The sequence below is a fragment of the Phenylobacterium kunshanense genome (genome assembly GCF_003254525.1).
Classification (GTDB): Bacteria; Pseudomonadota; Alphaproteobacteria; order Caulobacterales; family Caulobacteraceae; genus Phenylobacterium; species Phenylobacterium kunshanense.
The window spans coordinates 57,351-72,338 of the sequence record NZ_QFYS01000011.1; the positions used below are offsets into that span (position 1 = coordinate 57,351).

Here is a 14,988-nt window from a genome sequence, read left to right on the forward strand (position 1 = left end):
CTCCCTGGACTACTGGGCGGGAGAACTGGGGCGACGCGCGCTTTGTTCCGGAACGATCATCAGCGTGGGCGCGGCCAGGATGAGCCGGCGGCCAGCGAGGTCGACCGCCACGTGCATGCCCTGGAGGGCGCTGGCCCCCACCAGACCCGCGGGGGCGGGCGCATGGATGGCCGGGGCGTAGATCTGCACCGGGACATGGCGCAGGGCGAGGTGGCCGATGGCGAGCTGGCGGGCCTCCACCACGCGATCGAGGCGCACGCCGCCCAGGCTGACGGACTGGGCGCGGGTGACCGGCCGTCCGGGGGCGAGCAGGCCGGCGTCCCGCGCAGCCGCTTCCGAAAGGGCCACCCAGCCGCTTGCGCCGGTGTCGAGGAGCAGGTCGATCGGCGGCCGCCCCTCGATGCTGACCGGCACGGTGGGCGCGCCGCCGCTGCGCTGCTTCAGCGGGATCACCTGGCCGTCGAACGGCAGGCGATACGCCCCGGGCGACAGGAAGCGCATCCGGTCCCTGGCGAAGTCGATCTCGAGGACGGCCTCGCGCAGGACGTCGCGGCCGATCAGAAGCTGGAATTCGCGGCCGGTGGCGGCGGACAGTGCGGCCAGGTCGAGGGCGGGCGCCCGCAGTCCCGGCGCATGCAGCCCGGGCACGCCGACGTCCAGCGTCACGGTGTGGGTGAGCGTCGGGCCGCCCGAGACGCCATAGGCCAGGACGGGCGCGGCCAGGGTGCGGGGCAGGTCGAGGCTCTCGGCCAGGACGCGGTCGACCGCCGTGAACTGGGCGCCGGTGTCGACCACCGCGCGGACCGGCCGGCCCGACACCGTCGCGTCGATCTCCACGAGGTTGCGCCCGGGCGCCAGCGGCAGCCAGGGCGTGGCGCGGCCATTGGCGAACCGGACGTCCAGGTCGCGCGGCAGGCGGTCGCGCACCAGGAACAGCGCCGCTCCGCCGGCGGCGGCCAGCAGCAGGAGCCCGCGACGGCTGGTCACTGGGTCTGCAACTCGTCCGCGCCGATGGCGAAGGCGCCGTCCAGCCAGTCCAGGATCTCGCGGGCGGCAGGATGGTCGAAGGCGCCGAACCGCGCGCGCAGGCGCTCTTTGCGCTCGTCGTCCAGGCCGCCGAGACCAGTGTCCTCCAGCAGCAGGAGCGTGCGCTCGACCCCGTCGGCAAGGTCCGGGCCGAGCACGGTCTCGGCTGCCCGGCGGAAGGCGGCGAGATACTGGTAGTCCGCGCCGTCGCGATAGCTCTCCACCAGGGTAAGCGCCGGGATGCGCGAGAGAACCGCCTGAGACGCCGTATTGATCCCGTGGGCCGAGATCTCCGCGCCGATCGAGGCCGGCCGCCCGGTGAAGGCGCGCAGGTGCAGATGCTGGCTCATGCGCGGTCCGTCGTTGACGGGATAGTTGTCCCACAGGAACGGCTTGCGGCGGATCTGGCCGGCGACGCGGGCGAGGTGGCCGGGCGAGAACTCGCGGGCGCAGACTTCCTCGCCGGTCCACATGATCTCGAAGGCAGGATCGAGGGCGGCGCCCAGGTCCTCCAGGTAGTTCGGCGGGCGCTGGCCGAAGACGCGGTCCAGGACCGGATCGTCGGTGTAGTAGCTGGGGCACACGATCACCCGGCCGGCGGCGGTGCGGTCCGCGATCCAGTCCACGATCTCGGCCTGGCGGGCGGCGAGGTCGGGCAGGTCGCCCTTCATGTCGTCGAAGAACACGCCGAGGTCGGCGAGGCCCAGGCTGTCGAGTTGGGCCAGCTTTGCGGCCAGGGCGTCCTTGGCGGGTCCGTCGAAGTCGAGGAAGAGTTCGTACGGGCTCAGGCCCACGCCGAAGCGCACGCCAGCGTCCCGGCACACGCCCGCGAGGTCGGACAGGGCGGCCATGGTGGCGTCGGGATAGGGCTCGCGCCAGCGGCGGCGGAGGTGCGCGTCGGCCTTGGGCGCGTAGAGGTAGAAGCCGTATCCGGCGGGCGCGAGGGCGCGGACCATGTCGGCCCGCTCGTCCCAACCGTAGGGCCGGCCGAAGAAGCCCTCGATGATGCCGAGTTCCGGGGTCATGCTGACTGCATAGCCGCTGGCCGTTGCGATAACAGCGTAAATTCGTAAGGTCGCGGGCCTGAATCGGAGGACCCCATGAACCCCAACGCCGAGTTCGACCTGATCGTCTATGGCGCCACCGGCTACACCGGCCGACTGGTCGCCGAGCACCTGGCGCAGCGCTACGGCGTGGGCGGGGAGGTGAAGTGGGCCATGGCCGGCCGATCCGCCGGAAAGCTGGCGGAGGTGCGCGACGAGATCGGCGCGCCGAAGGATACGCCGCTGGTAGTGGCCGACGCCTCCGACCCGGCTTCGCTGAAGGCCATGGTTGGTCGGGCCAAGGCGATCATCTCGACCGTGGGGCCCTACCAGCTCTATGGCTCCGACCTGGTGGCGGCCTGCGCGGCGGCGGGGACGGACTACCTCGACCTCTGCGGCGAGCCGAACTGGATGCGGCGGATGATCGACCAGCACGACGCGGCGGCGAAGGCCTCGGGCGCGCGCATCCTGTTCTCGTGCGGCTTTGACTCCATTCCCTTCGAGGTGGGCGTCTATTTCTGTCAGGAGACCGCGAAGGCGAAGCTGGGCGGGCCGGCCCCGCGGGTGAAGGGGCGCGTGCGCGGCATGCGCGGCGGCCTCTCCGGCGGGACGGCGGCCAGCGGGGCTGCGACCATGGCGGCGATCCAGAAAGACCCCTCGCAGCTCGCGGTGATGATGAGCCCGTTCGGCCTGACGCCCGGCTTCGAGGGACCGGCGCAGCCGCAGGGAACGACCGCCGAGGAGGACCCGGACGTGGGGCCGGTGGGGCCGTTCATGATGGCGGTGATCAACGTCAAGAACGTCCATCGTTCGAACCTGCTGATGGGCCATCCGTACGGTCGCGACTTCGTCTACGACGAGATGGTGATGGGCGGGCCGGCGGGCTCGGTGGGCTTCACCGACCTGGGCTCGCTGCCGGGCGGCGGCCCGAAGCCGGGCGAGGGGCCGACCAAGGAGGAGCGGGAGACCGGCTTCTTCGACGTGCTGTTCGTCGGGATCGCCGCCGATGGGCGCAAGGTGCGGGTCTCGGTGAAGGGCGACAAGGACCCGGGCTATGGCTCCACGTCCAAGATGCTGGCCGAGACGGGCATCGCCCTGGTGCGCGCGCCCGACGTGGCGGGCGGAATCTGGACGCCCGGCGCGGCGCTGCAGGGCCGTCTGGTGGAGCGTCTGGCCCAGCACGCCGGATTCACGTTCACGGTGGAATAGGCCTCACCGCCCCTCCACCACTTCGTGGTCCCCCTCCCCCATGAATGGGGGAGGTATTTGGAGACGTTGATAGCGCGAACCTCCCCCGTTCACGGGGGAGGGGGACCCGAAGGGGGGAGGGGGCGGTGGGCGCGCGCTACCGCCTCCGCAACGACACCATCGGCGATGCTCTGGGTGTGGGCGATCACCTCGCTGGCGTTCAGGCGCAGAGTCTCGATCCCAAGGTTGCGGAGATAGGCGTCTCTTCGCGCGTCCTGCCCGGGTCGATCGCCAAAGCCGTGGCCGCCGCCGTCGATCTCGACGCAGAGCGACGCGGCTGCGCAGTAGAAGTCGAGCACGTAGGGACCGAGCGGGTGCTGGCGGCGGAACACCGGCTTTCCGTCGCCGCGGCCACGGAGGCAGCGCCACAGCATCACCTCGGGCAGGGACATGTTCTTCCGCAGGCGGCGGGCGCGGATAAGGACGTTTCCGTCGGCTCTCATGGTGGGGCGCCGCCCCCTCCACCACTTCGTGGTCCCCCTCCCCCATGAATGGGGGAGGTTTGGTGCTCAGCTGGCATCACATGAGCCCCAGCGCCTTGAAGCTGGCGACGCCGTCGCGGCCGACGACGAGGTGATCGTGGACGGCGATGCGCAGCGGGCGGGCGGCGTCGACGACCTGGCGGGTCATGTCGACGTCTGCGCTGGAGGGCGTGGGGTCGCCCGAGGGGTGGTTGTGCACCAGGATGATGGCGCTGGAGGAGAGTTCCAGCGCACGGCGAACCACCTCGCGCGGGTAGACCGGAGCGTGGTCGACGGTGCCGCGGCCGAGCACCTCGTCGGCGATGAGCTGGTTCTTCTTGTCGAGGAAGAGCACGCGGAACTGTTCCCGCGCCTCATGGGCGAGGGCGGTCTTCGTGTAGGCGAGCAGGGCGCTCCAGGACGATATGACCGGGCGCCTGGCCACCTGTTCGCGGGCGGTCCGCAGGGTCGCTTCGTGGAGGAGCTTGAGGTCCAGGGCGATCGCCTCGCCGACGCCCGCCACCGTGCGCAGATCCTCGGGGGTGGCGCCGAGGACGCCGCCCAGCGAGCCGAAGCGGCCCAGGAGCTGCTTGGCGAGCGGTTTCACGTCGCCCCGCGGGACCGATCGGAAGAGGAAGAGCTCCAGCACCTCGTAGTCGGGCAGGGCGGCGAGGCCGCCGGCGGTCGCCCGCTCGCGCAGCCGCTCGCGATGGCCGGCGTAGTGGGGCTTGGGCGCGGGCGCAGACCGGCTCAGCCACAGTTCCGGCTGGGGCGAGGCATCCTCGACGGCGGCGTATCGGCGGACCATGACGCGTCAAATGTTCCGAAAATGTTCCGGTTTGGCAAGGCCGAATTCCGGACCCCCGATCGGGGGACCCGTTCTTAACCGTCGACGGCTACGCTTGAGGGGGTGATGGGAGCACAAGGGACATGAAGGTCTCGACCCTGCTGGGGGTGGTCGCCGTGGCGGTCGTCATGGTGGCGATGATCATGGCGGCGCCGACCGCCTGAGGCCCACGGAGTGGCTCGGCTTGGCCTCTGCGCGAATTCGTGCGCCAATTTCCCGGCGAATAGCTGGAGGCGAGGCGATGGTGCGCGCCATGGTGGAGGTCGAGAACGTCAATCACCCGGGCCACATGTCCCGGGTGGACGCGGGCAAATATGCGGCGGCGCGGGAGGCGATGCTGGCGCTGCTGCCACGAACGGCGCCCGGCATGAGCCAGAAGGAGATGATGCTGGCGATGCGTCAGGCCCTGCCGGTCACTCTCTTCCCCGGAACGACAACCAGTTGGTGGGCTAAGACCGTGCAACTCGACCTCGAGGCCAAGGGGCTGGTGGTCCGTGACGCCGGCAAGCCGCTGCGGTGGCGGCGTACCTGAGGATCAGCGCGCCTCGACCGCGATGGCGTTGTCGTCGGACGCCCGGTCGATCTGCTTGTTGTAGGGATCGACCCCCGCGAACTTCGGCAGGCGGTCCACGGTGACCGTCAGCGTCTGGACGCCCGACTTCAGCGACACGGGCCTGAACGCCAGGACGTCCCTGGACGTGAAGCCCGGCTTGCCGGGTTCGGCGGTGAAGACGCCCAGGTCGAACGCCTCGCCGGCCGGGATCGCGACCGCGGTCTCGCTTCCCTGGCCGTCGGCATAGGCCTTCTTCGCCTCGACCGTCAGGGTGACGTCGTAGCGGCCGTCGCCCCGTTTCCTGGCCACGGCGGTCCGGGTCTTGAGGTCGTAGACGGTGATCCTCTCGAACAGGTCGCTGATCAGCTGTTGCGCCGCGGGATCGTTCCCGGCCTCGGCGCGCAGGGCGTCCACCAGGTCCTGGGAGCGCGGATAGGGCGCGCCCTTGAAGGCGTGCTGCTGGAGCAGCCGGCGCAGGGCGGCGTTGACCTTGGCCTCGCCCAGCCGGTCGCGGAGCAGGTACATGACCAGCGAGCCCTTGCGGTAGTGGATGTAGGGCTGGTTCTCCACGCGGATCAGCGGCAGTTCCTCGACGACTTCGCCGCCGCGCGAGCGGAGGTAGCGGTCCAGCTCGTACTTCAGGAACTTGCGGATGCGGTCGGCGCCGTAGGTCTTCTCCATGACGATCAGGGCCGAATACTGGGCCAGGGTCTCGGAGAGGGCGGTCGCGCCCTGCATGTCGGCCCCGATCACCTGGTGCGCCCACCACTGGTGCGCCAGCTCATGGGCGGTGACGTAGGTGACGTAGTCGATCTTGTCGGGCTTGGTGTTGTCGGCCACGAAGCCGATGCCTTCGGAGTAGGGCATGGTGTTGGCGAAGGCCTGGGCGAAGGCGGCGTAGTCTGGGAACTCCAGGATGCGCGCCTGGCGGAACTGGTAGGGGCCGAAATTGGCCTGGTAGTAGTCGAGACCCGTCTTCAGGGCGGCGATCATCCGCTCCACGTTCCAGGGGTGCTGGGGGTCGTGGTAGACCTCGAGCTCGACGCCCTTGTAGCTCTCGCGCCGGACGGCGTAGCGGGCGGACTGCACCGAGAAGAAGTGCAGCACCGGCGCCTCGGTGCGGTAGCGGACGGTCCGGCGACCCTTGTTCGTTTCGTCGGAAATCCGGTAGCCCGGCGCGACCGGGGTCTGGTCGGCGTCGGTGGTGACGCGGATGTCGGCGTTAACCCAGTCGGCGTTGGCGAGGTAGTTGCGCGCCTGGGCGGAGCGGTTTTCCAGCTTGGCGGGCCGGAGCTGGGGCGTCAGGCCGTACTTGCGCCGCTTGGCGCGTTCCTGCAGCAGGCGCGCGCGGTCCATGCCGACGATCGGGGCGAACTCGAAATTGTCGACGAAGGTCCCGTTGTCGACGATCCGGGTCATGTTGCCCGAGTTCTTGAAGCCCCACTGGCCCATGACGGTCTGGAAAGACAGGGCGGTGCGCTCGCCGGGCATCAGCGGGCGGTCGAAGGTGAAGATGCGGTAGTTGAAGCGGTCGAAGGTGCGCACACGGCTCGCGCCATTGACCGACATCTGCAGGGCCTTGGTGTCGCGGTCGAGGCGCACGTGCAACTCGCGCACGGGCGCGCCGGTGTCGTTGAGCAGGTGGTAGACCCCCTCGGTAACCAGCTTCGGCTCGCGCGGGTGCAGGTCGAGGTCGAGCTCGACGTCGGTCACCGACGGCTGCGGCAGCGACTCGTACTTCAGGAAGGCCTTCTCGTAGTCGGCCAGCCAGCGCTCACCCTCGACGCTGGTCCGGTATTCGTTGTCGATGTTGGTGTTGCGGAAGATGTGCGCGCCGAGGCCGGCGAAGGCGAGGAGCGCGACCCCAGCGATCACGCCGCCCGGGCCCACCAGGCGACGCGGCAGCCGCTTCAACCGCGGGCTGAACCGAGTCTCGGTCCCGCGCCGCCACAGCCCCCAGGCCAGCACCATCAGCAGGACGGCGAAGGCGCTCCAGTAGGCGCGGAACCAGGCCGCGTAGCCGGCGAAATCGCCCTGGCCGTTCATGTCGGACAGCGGAACCGAGGGGCGGCCGCCATATAGGTAGAGGTTGTGCTCGAAGCCGATGGTCGGCAGCACCAGGATGGCGATCAGGTAGAGGACCATCAGGCCCCAGCCCACGAACTTGTGCGGCGAGACCGCCTGGAAGAAGACCGCCAGCACGGCGATGAGCGTGAAATCCAGAGCGTGGGGCAGGATGTACCAGAGGAGGTACTTTTCCGGCTGGGTCTGATGGAAGCCGGAGAAAAGCTGGACGGCGACGCCGGTCAGGGCGCTCACGGCCAGCATCGCCATCAGCACCAGGGCGATGGCCAGGGTCTTCGGAACAACGAAGGTCCAGTCGGGGGCCGCCGTGGCGTCGATGATCTCGTGGGTGCGCCGCTCGCGCTCACGCCAGACCAGCTCGCCAGCGTAGTAGACGGCCACGATCGGGACCAGGAAGGCGAAGCTGCCCAGCAGGGTCGTGATGACCCACCGCGTCACGGGATACAGCGCCGCGCCGTCCGCTTCGGCGCCGAAGATCAGGCTGCCCAGGCTGTTGAAGAGGCCGAGGGCCAGGAGGACACCGAAGGCCGGGCTCTTGAACACCTGGGCCATGTCGAACCGGGTGCGGCTGGCAAGCTGCGCCCAGGCGACGGCCAGGCCCTTGCCCGGCGCGGCGAGGGGCTTCAGCCCAGGCGGCGGAACGTCCCGGCCTGCGAGGAGGGTGCGGCGGGCCCGCGTCGGTCGCGCTTCGAACCGGAAGGTCAGGCCGGCGAGCGCGAGGAAGCCGACGGCGACCGGAATCCAGATCAGCCGGTTGGTCAGCAGCGGGCCCGCGAGGTCGGGCATCCGCGTGTTGGACTCGGCGGCCGTGAAGTAGCGGGTCGAGAGCTCCCAGGCCGCCAGGCCGAACGGTTCGACCAGCGCGGCCAGCGGCAGGCGGCTGGGATCCTGCAGCGCCACGCTCATGACGATGTAGGCGACCAGGAAGCCCGCGACCCCCAGGTAGGTGGCCATCATCGAGCGGGTGACGGTCGCCAGGGCGAAGAAGATCGCGGAGGTGAGGAACAGGCCGGGCAAGGCCAGCCAGACGTAGGCGAAGGCGAAGTCGCCCAAGCGGTTCGGACCCATGGTCTCCGGGTCGACCCAGGGCATCAGGGAGCCGATCCAGATCGCCGCGGGGACGAAGAGGAAGCACAGCGCGCAGGCCGCGAAGGCGCCCGAGAACCGGCCGAACAGGTAGTCGAACTTGCGCACGGCAGTGGAGCGGATGATCGGGCCGAAGCCCGTCTCCTCGTCGCGCACGATCACGTTCGCCACGAACGCCGTGGAGACGAACATGAAGAAGACCGTCATCACCATGACGATCTCGCCGATCGCCTTGGGCGAGTTCTTGTGGACGTTGCCGCCCGAGCCGATCTGGATGCGGTCGATGCCGACGGCGCCGAACACCAGGGCGAAGAACATCAGGCCGGCGATCCAGAAGACCGGCTGGCGGAGCTGATAACGCAGCTCGAAGGCCGCGATCCTGCCGAACATGCGGGGCGTCCCTTCGCTCAGGCCGCGCGGCGCGAGGCGGCGAGGGTCGAGAAGTAGACGTCTTCCAGGCCGCCGGCGGCGGGCTCGTAGGCGTCGTCGGGACGGACGTCGGCCAGCACGTGGATCACGAGGCGGCCGCCGGACAGCCGACTGGCGATCACCTGGTGGCGCGCCCGTTCGGCCTCCAGCTCATGACGGTCGATCACCCGGCGCCAGATGCGGCCATGCAGGCCCGCGACCAGCTCGGCCGGCGCGCCCTCCGTGAGGATGCGGCCGCCCGCCAGCACGGCCATGCGGGGACAGAGGTCGGAGACGTCCTCGACGATGTGGGTGGAAAGGATCACCACCACGTTCTCGCCGATCTCTGCCAGCAGGTTCAGGAAACGGTTGCGCTCCTCCGGATCGAGGCCGGCCGTCGGCTCGTCGACGATGATGAGCGAGGGTTGGCCGATCAGCGCCTGGGCGATGCCGAAGCGCTGGCGCATGCCGCCGGAATAGCCGGCCACGGCCTTCTTGCGCACGTCCCAGAGGTTTACCTGCTGGAGCAGGGTCTCGACGGTGTCGCGGCGCTCGCCTCGGCCGGCGATGCCCTTGAGGACCGCCATGTGGTCCAGCAGGTCCATGGCGGACACCCGCGGATAGACCCCGAAGTCCTGCGGCAGGTAGCCAAGCGTGCGCCGCAGCGCCTCGGGCTGGGCGATCACGTCGATGTCGCCGAAGCGGATCTGGCCGGACGTCGGCGTCTGCAGCGTCGCGATCGTGCGCATTAGAGTCGACTTGCCGGCGCCGTTCGGGCCCAGCAGCCCGAACATGCCCTTGCCGATCTCGAGATCGACGCCGTCCAGCGCGCGCGTCCCGTTCGGGTAGACGTGCGTCAGGCCCTTGATGGAAAGCATGGTCTCACTTTCACCCCGTCCCTGGCGCGAAGCTGCCTTCGGCCGGACGAGGGGGCAAGTGAGGGATATGTAACCTGCGACGAAGGGCGAGGTTACAGCGGCGACATCCCTGCCGCGGAGGGATCAGGCCGCGTCGATCGGCGGCTTGAACTGGCCGGTGGGAGAGGCGGTGAAGATCTCGACGCCGTCCTCGGTCACGCCCACTGAATGCTCGCACTGGGCCGAGAGGGACTTGTCGCGGGTCACCGCTGTCCAGCCGTCGGCCAGCAGCTTCACCGGATGCTTGCCCAGGTTCACCATCGGCTCGATCGTGAAGAACATGCCGGGCTTCAGCTCGGCTCCGGTGCCCTTCTGGCCGAAGTGCAGGATGTTGGGGGCGTCGTGGAACACGCGGCCCAGGCCGTGACCGCAGAAGTCGCGGACCACCGAGCAGCGCATGCTCTCGACGTACTGCTGGATGGCCGCGCCGATGTCGCCGGTCTTCTGGCCGGGCTTCACGGCCGCCAGGCCGCGCTCCAGCGCCTCGTAGGTCACGTCGACCAGCCGCTTGGCCCGCGGGGCCACGGCGCCGACGCCGTACATCCGGGAGGTGTCGCCATGCCAGCCGTCGACGATGACGGTGACGTCGATGTTGGCGATGTCACCCTCGCGCAGCGGCCGGTCGCCGGGGATGCCGTGGCAGACCACGTGGTTCGGGCTGATGCAGACCGTCTTCGTATAGCCGCGATAGCCCAGGCAGGCGGGCAGGGCGCCGTGGTCGAGGATGAACTCCCGGGCCAGGTCGTCCAGGCGTCCGGTCATCACGCCCGGCACGACGTAAGGCGTCAGCATGTCGAGGCACTCGGCCGCCAGCCGGCCGGCCTTGCGCATGCCTTCGAAGTCTTCGGGGCCGTGCAGCTTGATCTGCCCGGTGCGGTATTCGCCGTCGAGGGTGTCGGTCATGGGAGCTCCAGCCGCCTATGTCGCAGCGCGGGGGCCGGAATTCAACCGCGCGCGGCGTCGCGCCACGGGATCCGGTCGGCCAGCGTCACCCGCTCCGGCGTGATGGCGCAGCGGTAGGCCAGCACTTCGACGCCGTCGGCGGCGGCCTGCTCCAGGCCGCGGGCATAGGCCGGATCGAGCTCGGCGCAGGCCGCGAAGACGTCGCAGTCGGTGCGCTGGATCACGAACAGCATCACCGCGCGCTCGCCGGCCTCGACCATGGCGGTCAGCTCGCGCAGATGCTTCAGCGAGCGAGCGGCGACGCAGTCGGGGAACTCGGCCAGGGTCCCGGCGCGGCGCAGGTGGCAGTTCTTCACCTCCAGCCAGCAGGGCGCGCGATCGGGGTGCTCCAGCAGGAAGTCGACGCGGCTGTTGGCGCCGTAGCGCACCTCGCGGCGGTGGGTGGCGTAGCCCGCGACCTCGGGGATGGCGCCGGCCGCGAGGGCCTCGGCGACGATGCGGTTGGGGTGCAGGGTGTTGATGCCGACGAGGCCCCCGTCGGCTTCCACCAGCTCCAGCGTATGGGCGAGCTTGCGCTTGGGGTCGTCGGACTTCGACAGCCAGGCGGGCAGGCCGGGGGTGTTCAGGCCCAGCATCGCGCCGGGGTTCGGGCAGTGGGCGGTGACCTCGGTCCCGTCGTCCAGAACCACGTCGGCGAAGAAGCGCTTGTAGCGGCGGACGAGAACGCCGCGGACGAGCGGTTGCGGGAAGTCCATGGATGGCTTTAGTCCGGAGGAAACGGAAACCGGATGTAGGCGAGGGGCAGGCGTATGGCGAGCGGTGCGGACGATCGGGTCACCTGTGCGGTGCTGATCATCGGGGACGAGATCCTCTCGGGCCGGACGCAGGACACCAACCTGCGTGACATCGCCCGCTATCTGAACGTCATCGGCGTGGACCTGGCCGAGGCGCGAACCGTGCCCGACGTCATGGACGAGATCGTCGGAGCGCTGAACGCCCTGCGCGAGAAGTACGACTACGTCATCACCACCGGCGGCATCGGCCCGACGCACGACGACATCACGGCTGACGCCGTGGCCGAGGCGTTCGGCGTCGAGCTGTTCGAGCACCCCGAGATCATCGCCATGATGGAGGCCCGCTTCGGCGACCAGCTCAACGCCGCGCGGCGGCGGATGGCGCGGGTGCCGGTGGGCGGCGACCTGGTGAAAAACCCGGTGCAGGGACCGCCCGGCTTCACCATCGGCAACGTCTTCACCCTGGCCGGCGTGCCGCAGATCATGCGGGGGATGCTGGAGGACGTGGGGCCCAGGATGCGGGGCGGGCGGCCGACGGTGTCGCGCACCGTGCGGGTGGAAGGTTCGGGCGAGGGCGCGATCGCCGCGCCGCTGGAGGTGGTGGCCAAGGCCCATCCCGACATGTCGCTGGGCAGCTATCCGTTCTTCAGCCCCGATGGCTACGGGTCCAACCTGGTGATCCGCAGCCGCGACCCGGAGGCGCTGACCGGCGTGATCGCGGAATTGATCGCGGCGCTCAAGGCGGCGGGGATCGACAACGTCCGGGAGATCGACGTTGCGTGAAAACTGTAGGGTGCTATCCCTTGGTCACAACCTTGAGCTTCGTCCTCCTGAGGAGCGTGACCGATGATTTCCCTCGTGCTGGCCGCCGCGCTGTTCGCCGCCGCAGAGCCCGCCGCCGCGCCCGCGGCCGCGCCGCCGGCCAAGGCGGCGAAGGTGGAGAAGGTCAACAAGGACGGCCTGATCTGCCGGAAGGAAGCCCAGATCGGCAGCCGGATGAAGACGCGCACTTGCATGACCCAGGAGCAGTGGGACGCGCGGGCGGTCGATGACCGCGACATGGTCGAGCAGGCCCAGCGCAACAAGCCGTACCAGTCGAACTGAAATCAGCGTTCGCCGACACAATCCACAGGCGAGGGGTTTCGCCTGTGGATAAGTTGTGCACTACTGAAAGCTTCAGAAGCTGCGCGCCGATTCCGGGCGCGTGAGTTCGGGCTTCGGGGGCGCGCGTGAAGACGTTAACCGTGATGTCTCGCAAGGGCGGGGCGGGCAAGACAACGGTCTCGGTCAACCTGACGCTGGCGGCGCGGGCCGCGGGCCTCCGGGCGGTTCTGGCCGACGCCGACCCCCTCCGCAGCGCCACGGAAGTCTTGCGAGGCCGGGACGAGCCGCCCGGCCTTCTCTTCGAGACCTCGGCGTCCAAGCTGTTCACCCTCACCGAGGCCTGCCGTCGCTCGGGCGTCGACCTGCTGGTGATCGACACGCCGGCCGCGCCGGAGGCGGACGTCGCAGAAGCGGTGAAGATGGCGGACCTGTGCGTCGCCGTCGCCCGCCCAACCTATCTGGATCTGGCCGCAACGGTGCAGTCGGTGGCGGTGATCCAGCGCCTGGGCCGCGAGGGCCTGATCGTGCTGAACCAGTGCCCGCCATCGCGGGGCGGGCTGGAGCCTCCGTGCGTGCTGAAGGCCTTCGAGGCGCTGCGGTTCGCCAATCTGCCGGTGGCCCCGACGGCGCTGCGCTCGCGGATGATCTACCAGACGGCGTTCGCCCAGGGGCGCTCGGTGCTAGAGGCGGAAGGCGGCGATGCGGCGGCCAAGGAAGTCCGCGCGCTGTTCGCCCAGGCCTGGCGCCGGCTGAACGGCAAGGCCGCCCCCGCCGTGCCGACGGCCAACGACGACCTGGCCGGCTTGGCCGCCAGACGCTCCGAGATCGCCGCCCGGGCCTGACGCCATCGGCGCCGACACGCCTTGACCGACGCAGGGTCGGCCGCGAGAAGTCCCCTCAAGCAAAGAGCGGGAGGCTTTCTCAGATGGCGTTCAAACCCTTCGACCTGACCGGCAAGGTCGCGCTGGTGACCGGCGGCAACGGTGGCATCGGCCTGGGCATGGCCGAAGGCCTCGCGGCGGCGGGCGCCAAGGTCGCCATCTGGGGCCAGAACCCGGAGAAGAACGCCAGGGCCGAGGAACAGCTGAAGCGCTACGGCGTGGAAGTCCTGGTCCAGAAGGTGGACGTCGCCGACGAGGCCGCCATCGTCGCGGGCGTCGCCGAGGTGATCAAGACCTTCGGCCGGCTCGACTTCGTGGCCGCCAACGCCGGCATCGGCGGCGGCGCGCCGTTCGAGGAGATGACCACCGAGAAGTGGCGCCGGGTGACGACCGTCAACCTGGACGCGGTGTTCTGGACCTTCCGAGAGGCGGCCAAGCACATGCTGGAGCGCGCCCGGGCGGGCGATCCGGGCGGTTCGCTGGTGGTGACCTCGTCCACGTCGGCGATCCACGGGGCGCCGCGCAACGAGGCCTACGCCGCGACCAAGGGCGCGGTGCTGTCGATGGTTCGCGGCCTGGCGGTCGAGTACGCGCGCTACGGCATCCGGGCCAACTCGATCCTGCCGGGCTGGATCGCCACCGACATGACCTCCGGCCTGCAGGCCAACGACAAGTTCAACGACAAGGCCATCGGCCGCGTGCCCATGCGCCGCTGGGGCGAGGGCGACGACTTCTCGGGCATCGCGGTGTACCTCGCCTCGGACGCCTCGAAGTTCCACACCGGCGACAGCTTCGTCATCGACGGCGGCTACACCATCTTCTGAGGAGGCCGCGATGAGCGATCGCTACGCCCGCTACGAGCGGCTGAAGTTCGAGCGGCCGGCGGACGGCGTGCTCCGGATCGTCATGAGCAATCCGGGCAAGCTGAACGCGGCGGACGTGGTGATGCACCGCGAGCTGGCCGAGATCTGGCGCGACGTGGACGCCGACCCCGACGTCCGTTGCGCGATCCTGACCGGCGAGGGGACCGCCTTCTCGGCCGGCGGAGACTTCGGGATGATCGAGCAGATCGTCGACGATTTCGAGGTCCGGGCCCGCGTGATGCGCGAGGCCCGGGACATCGTCATGAACATCATCGATTGCCAGACGCCGGTGGTCAGCTCGATGCGCGGCGTGGCGGTGGGAGCCGGACTGGTCTGCGGCCTGCTGGCGGACGTCTCGATCGTGACGCCCGACGTGCGGATCATCGACGGCCACACCCGGCTGGGCGTGGCGGCGGGGGACCATGCCGCCATCGTGTGGCCGCTGCTCTGCGGCATGGCCAAGGCCAAGTACTACCTGCTCACCTGCGACCCGCTGAACGGGGCCGAGGCGGAGCGGATCGGGCTCGTCTCGCTGTGTGTCTCGGATGGCGAGCTAGACGGCAAGGCGCTGGAGGTCGCGACGAAGCTGGCGAATGGCGCCACGCGGGCCATCGCCTGGACCAAGCATGCGCTGAACCACTGGCTGAGAACCGCCGGGCCGGCCTTCGATGCTTCTCTGGCGCTGGAGTTCCTCGGCTTCACCGGACCGGAGGCGGCCGAGGGGCTGGCGTCGCACAAGGAAAAGCGAAAGCCGAAATTCACGTAACCC

Annotated in this window: 15 protein-coding genes; 7 read left to right on the forward strand and 8 right to left on the reverse strand. The window is 69.7% G+C overall.

Annotated features, from left to right (window positions below; all coding sequences use genetic code 11):
* Positions 1–9 precede the first annotated feature (9 nt).
* Positions 10–987, reverse strand: a complete 978-nt coding sequence (locus tag DJ019_RS18945) for an aspartyl protease family protein (protein ID WP_165844083.1) — start codon at positions 985–987, stop codon at positions 10–12.
* A complete protein-coding gene (locus tag DJ019_RS18950) occupies positions 984–2,051 on the reverse strand; it encodes a beta-N-acetylglucosaminidase domain-containing protein (RefSeq protein WP_111277996.1) in 1,068 nt (355 codons plus the stop codon). The genes DJ019_RS18945 and DJ019_RS18950 overlap by 4 nt, the downstream gene beginning before the upstream one ends.
* Positions 2,052–2,126: 75 nt before the next feature.
* Here DJ019_RS18950 and DJ019_RS18955 point away from each other — a divergent pair, with 75 nt between their 5' ends.
* Complete coding sequence (locus DJ019_RS18955; protein WP_111277998.1) at positions 2,127–3,278, forward strand: saccharopine dehydrogenase family protein; 1,152 nt, start codon at positions 2,127–2,129, stop codon at positions 3,276–3,278.
* Between the two features lie 89 nt (positions 3,279–3,367).
* On the opposite strand, the gene DJ019_RS18960 is transcribed toward DJ019_RS18955, so the two are convergent.
* The gene (locus DJ019_RS18960) at positions 3,368–3,760 is read right to left on the reverse strand and encodes an endonuclease domain-containing protein (RefSeq protein ID WP_111278000.1); all 393 of its coding nucleotides are present in this window, start codon (positions 3,758–3,760) and stop codon (positions 3,368–3,370) included.
* 76 nt (positions 3,761–3,836) lie between these two features.
* Positions 3,837–4,586 (reverse strand): RadC family protein, encoded by a 750-nt coding sequence (gene radC / locus DJ019_RS18965; RefSeq protein ID WP_111278002.1) that lies wholly within the window; start codon positions 4,584–4,586, stop codon positions 3,837–3,839.
* Positions 4,587–4,866: 280 nt separating this feature from the next.
* Here radC and DJ019_RS18970 point away from each other — a divergent pair, with 280 nt between their 5' ends.
* Complete coding sequence (locus DJ019_RS18970; RefSeq protein ID WP_111278004.1) at positions 4,867–5,157, forward strand: DUF6958 family protein; 291 nt, start codon at positions 4,867–4,869, stop codon at positions 5,155–5,157.
* Between the two features lie 3 nt (positions 5,158–5,160).
* On the opposite strand, the gene DJ019_RS18975 is transcribed toward DJ019_RS18970, so the two are convergent.
* The 4 genes from DJ019_RS18975 to sfsA form a co-directional block, all read right to left on the reverse strand.
* A complete protein-coding gene (locus tag DJ019_RS18975; RefSeq protein WP_111278006.1) occupies positions 5,161–8,739 on the reverse strand; it encodes an ABC transporter permease/M1 family aminopeptidase in 3,579 nt (1,192 codons plus the stop codon).
* A gap of 17 nt (positions 8,740–8,756) precedes the next feature.
* On the reverse strand, positions 8,757–9,635 hold the full coding sequence (locus DJ019_RS18980) for an ABC transporter ATP-binding protein (protein ID WP_111278008.1): 879 nt from the start codon (positions 9,633–9,635) through the stop codon (positions 8,757–8,759).
* Between the two features lie 123 nt (positions 9,636–9,758).
* Entirely contained in the window at positions 9,759–10,577 is an 819-nt protein-coding gene (map, locus tag DJ019_RS18985) for a type I methionyl aminopeptidase (protein WP_111278010.1), read from the reverse strand.
* Positions 10,578–10,618: 41 nt separating this feature from the next.
* Complete coding sequence (sfsA, locus tag DJ019_RS18990; protein ID WP_111278012.1) at positions 10,619–11,332, reverse strand: DNA/RNA nuclease SfsA; 714 nt, start codon at positions 11,330–11,332, stop codon at positions 10,619–10,621.
* A gap of 54 nt (positions 11,333–11,386) precedes the next feature.
* On the opposite strand from sfsA, the gene DJ019_RS18995 reads away from it, so the two are divergent.
* From DJ019_RS18995 to DJ019_RS19015, 5 genes are all read left to right on the forward strand, one after another.
* Complete coding sequence (locus DJ019_RS18995; protein WP_111278013.1) at positions 11,387–12,154, forward strand: competence/damage-inducible protein A; 768 nt, start codon at positions 11,387–11,389, stop codon at positions 12,152–12,154.
* 63 nt (positions 12,155–12,217) lie between these two features.
* A complete protein-coding gene (locus DJ019_RS19000; protein ID WP_111278015.1) occupies positions 12,218–12,475 on the forward strand; it encodes a hypothetical protein in 258 nt (85 codons plus the stop codon).
* Positions 12,476–12,615: 140 nt separating this feature from the next.
* On the forward strand, positions 12,616–13,317 hold the full coding sequence (locus DJ019_RS19005) for a nucleotide-binding protein (protein WP_276310042.1): 702 nt from the start codon (positions 12,616–12,618) through the stop codon (positions 13,315–13,317).
* An 83-nt stretch (positions 13,318–13,400) separates the two neighbouring features.
* On the forward strand, positions 13,401–14,180 hold the full coding sequence (locus DJ019_RS19010) for an SDR family NAD(P)-dependent oxidoreductase (RefSeq protein ID WP_111278019.1): 780 nt from the start codon (positions 13,401–13,403) through the stop codon (positions 14,178–14,180).
* A 10-nt stretch (positions 14,181–14,190) separates the two neighbouring features.
* Complete coding sequence (locus DJ019_RS19015; protein WP_111278021.1) at positions 14,191–14,985, forward strand: enoyl-CoA hydratase/isomerase family protein; 795 nt, start codon at positions 14,191–14,193, stop codon at positions 14,983–14,985.
* The last annotated feature ends 3 nt before the right edge of the window (positions 14,986–14,988 follow it).

Bases quoted from the DNA above. Each gene is read 5' to 3' on its own strand.
- DJ019_RS18950 (WP_111277996.1), bottom strand. From the start codon at position 2,051: ATGACCCCGGAACTCGGCATCATCGAGGGCTTCTTCGGCCGGCCCTAC.
- DJ019_RS18955 (WP_111277998.1), top strand. From the start codon at position 2,127: ATGAACCCCAACGCCGAGTTCGACCTGATCGTCTATGGCGCCACCGGC.
- DJ019_RS18960 (WP_111278000.1), bottom strand. From the start codon at position 3,760: ATGAGAGCCGACGGAAACGTCCTTATCCGCGCCCGCCGCCTGCGGAAG.
- radC (WP_111278002.1), bottom strand. From the start codon at position 4,586: ATGGTCCGCCGATACGCCGCCGTCGAGGATGCCTCGCCCCAGCCGGAA.
- DJ019_RS18970 (WP_111278004.1), top strand. From the start codon at position 4,867: ATGGTGCGCGCCATGGTGGAGGTCGAGAACGTCAATCACCCGGGCCAC.
- DJ019_RS18975 (WP_111278006.1), bottom strand. From the start codon at position 8,739: ATGTTCGGCAGGATCGCGGCCTTCGAGCTGCGTTATCAGCTCCGCCAG.
- DJ019_RS18980 (WP_111278008.1), bottom strand. From the start codon at position 9,635: ATGCTTTCCATCAAGGGCCTGACGCACGTCTACCCGAACGGGACGCGC.
- map (WP_111278010.1), bottom strand. From the start codon at position 10,577: ATGACCGACACCCTCGACGGCGAATACCGCACCGGGCAGATCAAGCTG.
- sfsA (WP_111278012.1), bottom strand. From the start codon at position 11,332: ATGGACTTCCCGCAACCGCTCGTCCGCGGCGTTCTCGTCCGCCGCTAC.
- DJ019_RS18995 (WP_111278013.1), top strand. From the start codon at position 11,387: ATGGCGAGCGGTGCGGACGATCGGGTCACCTGTGCGGTGCTGATCATC.
- DJ019_RS19000 (WP_111278015.1), top strand. From the start codon at position 12,218: ATGATTTCCCTCGTGCTGGCCGCCGCGCTGTTCGCCGCCGCAGAGCCC.
- DJ019_RS19010 (WP_111278019.1), top strand. From the start codon at position 13,401: ATGGCGTTCAAACCCTTCGACCTGACCGGCAAGGTCGCGCTGGTGACC.
- DJ019_RS19015 (WP_111278021.1), top strand. From the start codon at position 14,191: ATGAGCGATCGCTACGCCCGCTACGAGCGGCTGAAGTTCGAGCGGCCG.